General features: G+C 58.6%; 8 protein-coding genes. 5 read left to right on the top strand and 3 right to left on the bottom strand.

Annotated features, from left to right (window positions below; all coding sequences use genetic code 11):
• The 3 genes from H0V34_14795 to H0V34_14785 all read right to left on the bottom strand — a co-directional run.
• Window positions 1–260: helix-turn-helix domain-containing protein (locus H0V34_14795; protein ID MBA2492891.1), on the bottom strand; the 260-nt coding region annotated here is incomplete at its 3' end.
• A gap of 23 nt (window positions 261–283) precedes the next feature.
• Window positions 284–754, bottom strand: coding sequence for a hypothetical protein (locus H0V34_14790; GenBank protein MBA2492890.1), 471 nt, complete (start codon window positions 752–754; stop codon window positions 284–286).
• 528 nt (window positions 755–1,282) lie between these two features.
• Window positions 1,283–2,302, bottom strand: a complete 1,020-nt coding sequence (locus tag H0V34_14785) for a VCBS repeat-containing protein (protein ID MBA2492889.1) — start codon at window positions 2,300–2,302, stop codon at window positions 1,283–1,285.
• 402 nt (window positions 2,303–2,704) lie between these two features.
• Between H0V34_14785 and H0V34_14780 the strand changes: the two genes are divergently transcribed.
• The 5 genes from H0V34_14780 to H0V34_14760 form a co-directional block, all read left to right on the top strand.
• Window positions 2,705–3,202, top strand: coding sequence for a hypothetical protein (locus H0V34_14780; GenBank protein ID MBA2492888.1), 498 nt, complete (start codon window positions 2,705–2,707; stop codon window positions 3,200–3,202).
• 514 nt (window positions 3,203–3,716) lie between these two features.
• Window positions 3,717–4,325 (top strand): hypothetical protein, encoded by a 609-nt coding sequence (locus H0V34_14775; GenBank protein ID MBA2492887.1) that lies wholly within the window; start codon window positions 3,717–3,719, stop codon window positions 4,323–4,325.
• Window positions 4,326–4,652: 327 nt separating this feature from the next.
• Window positions 4,653–5,297 carry a hypothetical protein gene (locus H0V34_14770; GenBank protein ID MBA2492886.1) on the top strand — a complete coding sequence of 215 codons (645 nt, stop codon included), beginning with the start codon at window positions 4,653–4,655 and terminating at the stop codon, window positions 5,295–5,297.
• Window positions 5,298–5,663: 366 nt separating this feature from the next.
• Complete coding sequence (locus tag H0V34_14765; protein ID MBA2492885.1) at window positions 5,664–6,344, top strand: hypothetical protein; 681 nt, start codon at window positions 5,664–5,666, stop codon at window positions 6,342–6,344.
• Between the two features lie 118 nt (window positions 6,345–6,462).
• The coding region (locus H0V34_14760) for a hypothetical protein (protein MBA2492884.1) at window positions 6,463–7,525 on the top strand (1,063 nt) is incomplete at its 3' end.

Below are 7,525 nucleotides of genomic sequence, written 5' to 3'. Positions count from 1 at the left end.
TCGCTCGTCCGGTCGGTCGGTTTCTCTCCGGCCAGCCAGACTAGCAGGGCGGTGCGACTGAAACGCCATTGCATTCCTAGGCGCCTTCCCGGCACAAGATCCTGCTCGGCAAACCGCGCTAGCTCGCCAGGATCGATCCGCAATAATCTGGCGGCTTCGGCAAGAGTCAGCACCTCGACAGCAACGACGCCCGAAAATGCCGGAGCTGATAACGATGCGAATGCTATGCAGAGAAAGCCGAAGATGCCTCTGGCCCTCATCGTCACACTCCGCAGCCTTCGCATTATCGCAGCAACTCGGGAAAGCGGGCGAAGGAGTTACTCGCCTCCAGCATCTGACGCGCACTCAACAGTTCAGGCGCCGGCAAGCCTTCGGCGCTGACCGCGAATGGAGAAGCAGTCTTGAGTTCACCGTCCTTGCCTTCCACGACAAAGACGATACCTGTACCGCTTTTATCCAGCCACGTCTCCATAAACCGGTAAGTCGCCAGGCGAAGATTGCCTCGGGAAGGGTCCGCAAGATAAACGTACTCGCCGCGCACGCCTTTCAAGACTGCGAAATGTTCATACCCACGCGGGCGTATGAACACGATCACCGGCCCTTTCAGCTTCGACAGAAATTCCGGTTCGAGACGAAATCCCTGCGCCTTGTGGCCGCGCCCCTGGGCGACCCCCTGCAGGTCCAGCAGCGAGAACCCTTCCTTTTCACGCAACGCCTCCTGGTCCGTCGGCAGCAACGTGAAAAGCTGGTCCATGATTTCTTTCTCCGACACTCGATCTCACACGCCATAAGTGAGCAACGTCGCCAGCGCCGCCGCCCCGCAGGAATAGTCGAAGGCTTGCCGCACCAGACCCTGGTATTGCCGCGCGTAAAGGGAGGTGACGGGCACATACACGCGTGTGCCGGTCCCGATGTCGAGCGTAGTCGTGGTCCGCGGTGCGGGCGTTGAACAAGAGGTGACAATCGAGAGGGCACACGCTAAAAACGCATGCTTCAGATGCTTAGCCGGAGCCGATCTGACCCAGCCTCCAGTGGTCTGCACAAACCGCGGCATTCTTCTTCCTGTACCGATCGTCTGTTACCCGATTTTTTCGATGGCGGTGCTCGCGTATTTGTACACCGTCGCTCAAGGGCGTGCAATTGTTCTTTTCATGACCTCCCGACCCATGACCAGGGACTGGCCCGCGTCGCACCGCAATACGGCGCAGGTAAAAAAAGAGCGGGCAAAGGCCCGCTCCTTCCGACAAGCTTCGAGACCGCTTATCGGAGCTTGTTGACTCGATCAAAAGCCGCAAAAAATAGCGTAATCTTGATCGACCATGTTCTGGCACGAGTCCCAACCCGTCGTTGCGGCAGACTCAAGGAAAACACCGTCGCCGTAGCCAAGAACGGCGGACACCGCGCCGGTTGCGGAGTCCACAACGATCAGATCCTGCATGCCGTCGGCATTAACGTCGCCCGCGACGATCGGATCACTGACGGAGTCCGGTTGCGAGGACCCAAACACGCTGGCGTATTGCGTGAAGCCGCCGGTTCCGCTGCCGGCGAAGAAGATTATTCGTGCTCCGTCGGAATTAACCGCGATATCCGCGATGCCGTCCCCGTTGAAGTCGCCGCCGGTCATCGAAGTTGCGCCGCCCTCTGCGACCCTGCCAAGTACGCCGGCCGGTTGCACCGTGAAGCCACCTGCTCCGTCGCCAAATGCCGCCGTCACGCTGCCTTGCGAATAGAACATGACATCGAGCATGCCGTCGCCGTTAACGTCCAGCGCCATCATCTGACCACCATCGACCGCTTCGATCACTTTGACGCTGTCAGAGAAACCGCCGTCACCGTAACCGAAGAAGACGGACACGCTGGCAGGGACATCAATGGAGGCGTAGTACTGAATGATGTCGAGCAAGCCATCGCGATTGAAGTCGCCTACATAAACTTGCTTGGCATTTGCGTTCAGGGTTGCGCCCGTGGTGAAACCGCCGCTCACGTCGCCATGGTAGACAAAGATGCCGTTACCAGACGCGACGGCGAGGTCACCGATACCGTCGCCGTTGAGGTCACCCGCCGCGATGTCCAGATTGTTCTCATCACCCAGAAACCAGGACGATCCCGGCGTCATGTTCCCGGTTCCGTCGCCAAAGTACACGCCTGTGGTGCTTTGGTTTGGATAATCCATAGCCATCACGGCGGTGTCCAGCACGCCGTCCGTGTTGAAGTCATTTACCGCGACCGAAAAGGTTGTCGCCATCGCCGGCGCCGTGCTCAGTGCCAAAAAGGTTCCTACAATGCTCGTCTTGATGTTCATGTCATTGCGCTCCGAAAGATAGTGTTACGAAAGTGTTTGGCGGTCCGATCCGCTGTGTCGGTACACTCGGCCGCGGAGCCATTAACGCACGCGCAAGACGTGCTACCTATGAACCGGATCACAGCGGATGGGCCGTTCCGTCGGAGCGAGCGACGAACACGCCCGGAGCAATCGGTGTAGACAAGCGGAAATGTTGCTGAACCTGCATGCGTGGAGTTCGGGCGAGCCTGTTACCTGGTATTGAGTGGTGATGCGCGGAGCCAGTGCGATCGGCGCATGGGAGTGAGTTACTTCACATTCTAGCCAGGCCCGAGTGAGCTGGTTCACTGCCCACCTATGGCGAGTGCGGTCTACTGGCTGCGTCGAAACACGACACAACCCACTCACTCAGGAGACTTGACCATGAAACTCAAATCACTTTCGATCGCGACCATCTTGGGCCTTGCGCTGACGACCGCCCACGCCGACGAGCAGTTCTCAATGCTGGAAGGCATCGAGGCCGAAGCCATGACCGCGGCCGAGATGGACGCCGTGCAGGGAAAATCGTATCTCGATTACTTACTCGCTCAGGATGCAGCTCTGGGAGCCGCGATGTACGGTACGGTGAATGGCATCACTCAGGAGACCATGGCCAACCCGCAGGTGCAGGCGGCGTATAACGCCTGGATTGATAATGGCGGCAGCGGCACCTTCGAAGTGTTTGCTTATCAATGGGCCGGGACCGGAGGCTTTTCACCTCAAGGCATTGCCAATTGGATCGGGGTCTCGGCGGACATCGCCAACGACTGGCAGATTGCCTTTGACCAATACCAGGGCGCGGTGGCGGATTACCAAGGCTGGTACGACCTGTACACCTGGCATTGGGGCGCGGTTCAGAATCTGCTAGGTGGTCAGCTATAAGCCGACTGGTGATACTGGACGTACTTGTCGATATTTCATGTGACTTGTGCAGTACGGGACATCACCAGATTAATACGAGCGCTCGCACTACCCTCAACATAACCTCGCAACGAACCTGTTCCCAGGCCCGAGTCTCGGGCCTGGGTTTTTGCTTCGCGTCAGCCGCGCCTTAACGCCCCTCCTCGCCTCGGTTACGGTGGAGTTTTCCATGCGAGGGCTTTGCACAGACCAGGACAAATCAACCTTGGCCGTTGTAAGGCCGAAGTGGAAGCAAACGCGAACGCGCCTGGCTGCCGCGCAGGCGGCCACACTCAACAGGAAGCGTTGTCAGCGAATGACTCAGCGCGATGTTCCACTGGAGTAAAAAGGCGGTTCTTAAATTAGCCAGTTCGAGCGAGTTACCCTACGGCTACTCCGAGCGGAAGTGAGTTACTTCACTGCGCCGTGCAGCGCAAGTGCGGTCTACTGACCCCGGCAAAACACGATCGACAACATTCACTTAGGAGACTTCATCATGAAACTCGCGGCACTCTTAACGGCGACTGGTGTAGCCCTTAGCCTCGGGACCGCTCACGCCCAAAGTATCTACGATCAAATCATGGCCGGGACCGACCCTCTCGCTCAGCAGATGCATCAAACCGTACAGGGCATCGTGCAGCAGAATGTGCGGAATCCCCAAATCCAGGCGATGTACCAACAGCATCTAGCGAATGGCGGCGGCGGCACCATTGAGGAATACGCCTATGGCTGGGCCGCGACCGGAGGCTATACCGCGCAGGGCTATGCCGCGTATGGAGCGACCTCGGCCCAAATCGCTAACGAACAGCAACAAGCGATGGCCGAGTACCGGGCAGCGCAGGCTAACTCCGCCGCTGCCATCGCCGGTCTCAACCAGGGCTATTTCAACAATCAGGTTGAAGCCGGCAACGGACTCATGGGCAACGGCGGTTACTACAGTTCGTACGACGGTACGAATCAGGTGCTCCCTTACGGCTGGCAACCTAATACAGTCAATAGCTACAACAATCAAAACTACTACGTAGACCCCCATGGCCAGTACTGGCAGATCGACCCGAACAACAGCGGCTGGATGTACGGTGTCGATCCCACCTACGGACGCTAGAGGAGACTTGAGGTGCGACCCGGACCCGACGCTCGGGTTCGGGTTCTAACTTAAGCCCGAAGCGGTTCCTGTTCCTGTACCGTATCTCGTCGATCGGCCGCACATTGCGTCGGCGTTGAACGCTTACTTGTACACCTCACGCCAGTGGGCGCACGCCTGGCAGCCGAGGGCCATGCGCGGCAGCGGCAGCGGCAAGAGTCCCATGCCGAGTGAGTTACTTCACAGGCGCTCCGGCTCGGAGTGAAGTAACTCACTGCTCGCGCAAGTCACGAGTGGTCTACTGGCCTCGTCGAAACATCACGCTACCCACTCAACGGAGACACGAACATGAAACTCAAACTACTTTCAATCGGGACCATCTTGAGCGTCGCCCTGGTAACCGCCAATGCCGCTGATCAGTTCTCCACGCTCGAAGGCGTTCAGACCGAACCCATGAGCTCGGCCGAGATTGAAAGCGTGCAGGGTAAAAATGACTTTTTCGGCGACCAGATGGCCCAACTACAAGCTTCATTTAACCAAGCCGGGGCTTCGATGCAACAGGCCCAGCAGCAGTTGATGAGCAACCCGTATGTTCAGCAGCAATATAATCAGTATCTGCAGACTGGCGGCACGAATAGCTTCGAGCAGTTCGCCTATTTCTTTGGAGGGTCGCCCGCGGCCCAAGCGGGTTACATTGCGTCAGGGCAAGCCGGTCTCAACGGCGTGGGGCAGGCAATGAACGGCTTCAACGAGGCGATTACCGCTGACGGTATCAGTCGTTCCAATACCGCAACCAATTTTGGAAACGTGCTTACGAACACTGGGACGTACCAGGATCCGAACGGCTCGAACTATATTCTGCCCTACACCTGGCAGCCCGACACCTTCAATAGCTATAACAATCAGACCTATTACGTAGACTCCTACGGACAGTATTACCAGCTTGACCCTAGCGGCTACGGTTACCCGGTCTATCCGACCTACGGACAGTAATCATCAGGTCCATTTCCGGCTTGATACGCATCTGTGCGGGGATGTGGGTTGAGAAGCTATTTCAAAAGATTTTGCGGGCGGCCGGTTCCGACGATGGACGTCCTCGCCGGGTACAGCTCGGCGACCACAAAACGTTCGTAGCCGCGCGGCAGCATGAAACGACGACCGATACTCGCCCCTTCGCCCGAAATTCGGCGGGAACAGACCAACCCGCGCGCGACTGAGTGGAGCGTTATTCCCTCGCGAGTGAGGTACTTCACAGGCGCTCCGATCCTGAGTTGTTTTACTTCACTGCTTGCCGCACGGCAAGAGTGGTCTACTGGCCCCGTCGGAACACGACGCAACCCACTCAACGGAGACACGAACATGAAGCTTAAATCACTTTCAATCGGGACCATCCTGGTCATCACCCTGACGACCGCCAATGCCAGCGATCAGTTCTCGACTCTCGAAGGCGTTCAGGCCGAAGCCATGACTTCCGCTGAGATGGATAGCGTGCAGGGCAAGACGGACATATTCGCTCAGATCATGGCCGGGACTGACCCGCTAGGCCAGCAGATCGCACAGTTTCAGCAGAACCTGGTTCAGCAGAACATGGGCGACCCGCAGATTCAGGCGCAATATCAGCAACATCTTGCAAACGGCGGCGGCGGTACGCTTGCTGAGTATGCTTATGGCTGGGCCGCGACCGGCGGCTACACGCCACAGGGTTATGCTGCCTACGGCGCAACCTCGACACAGATCGCCAACCAGTACCACACCGCCATCCAAGGTTACTGGGACGCGCAACAGGGAAGCGCGGACGCTCTCGCTGGTTTGAACCAGGGCTATTTCGATAACCAGGTCGAAGCCGGCTACGGGCTGGGCGGCAACGGGACTTTCTACAACTCGTACACGGGGTCGAACGAGGTGCTGCCCTATACATGGCAGCCTGGCACCGTCAACACTTACAACGGTTCGAATTACCACGTGGACCCTATCGGCACCTACTGGCAGATCGACCCGAGCGGCTATATGTATGGCGTCTCGCCCACCTACGGCCAGTAGTAAATGCGCAAGGCAGTACCCCAGGCTCGGATCCGAGCCTGGGGTTTTTCGTTGCCTGGGAAACAACGATATATACTTCATCGAGTAGCGAATAAGCTAAGCTGCGCGGTAACCGAATATGAAGACGTTACTTGCCTCGGTAGGCGCCGCCGGTTTATCGGGTCTGTTGCTCAGCGTCGCGGCGCTCTGTCCAGTCACGGCGCACCTCAAGTTAGCCGCCGCGGCGTCCCCCGCGAGCAGCCATCAGATCGACCAGCGGATCGCGCAAGGCCGGCGTGCCTTCCAGCGCGGCGCTTTTGAACAAGCGGCAAGCGCCTGGCGCGAGGCCGCGAAGTCATACGCGGCGCGGGGCAACCGCGCAGAACACATCGATGCCCTGGTGCTGAGCGCCGATGCCTATCAGGCGCTGGGACAATATCCGATTGCTTTGAGCACACTGCTCGCCGCACGCGAGACAGCGGAGCAAATCGATGACGAGGGCCGCATGGCCGCGGTCACGGGCAGTCTTGGCAAAGTCCATCTGGTCACGGGATCGACGAAACAGGCCTCGCGGCATTTAAGGGCGAGCCTTGCACTGGCGCGCGCGAACGGGAACCGGCACCTCACGATCGCGAACCTGAATAACCTGGGCAAACTCCTGAGCGACCGGAGGCAAGATACCCGGGCGCGAGCCCGCTACAGGGAGAGCGCTCAACTCGCCGGACGGTTTGGCAAGCGGAGTTCGAATCTCCAGTTCGAGCGCGCCAAGGCCGTAGCCGGTCTCGCCAGGCTCGCCCTGCGAGATAACGATCATAGCGACGCGGACACATTGCTCACACGCGCTGCGACCCACATCAGGCAACCGCCCCCTTCGCACGAGGGCGCATTTGGGCTGATCGCGCTTGGGAATATGTTTCAGAAACTTTACACCGCCCCCTCCATAGACGCGTCGAAGGACATGAAGGCGCGCTGGGTGTCAGCAGCCTACCGCGCATTTGTGGACGCGACGGCCATAGGCGAAAGTCTCGGCGATCTGCGGGCCGTTTCGTATGCGAGGGGTTATCTAGGTCAAATGTACGCGCTTGAACAACGCCCGCGGGAGGCCCTGCAGCTTACCCGCCAGGCGCTTTTTGCCGCGCAGCAGGCCGATGCGCCTGAAATCTCATACCGATGGCAATGGCAGATCGCGCGTCTGCTGAAAC

The sequence above is a fragment of the Gammaproteobacteria bacterium genome, assembly GCA_013696315.1.
Lineage (GTDB): Bacteria > Pseudomonadota > Gammaproteobacteria > JACCYU01 > JACCYU01 > JACCYU01.
The sequence above is the reverse complement of the archived record's forward strand: the minus strand, read 5'-3'. Positions and strand labels throughout refer to the sequence as shown.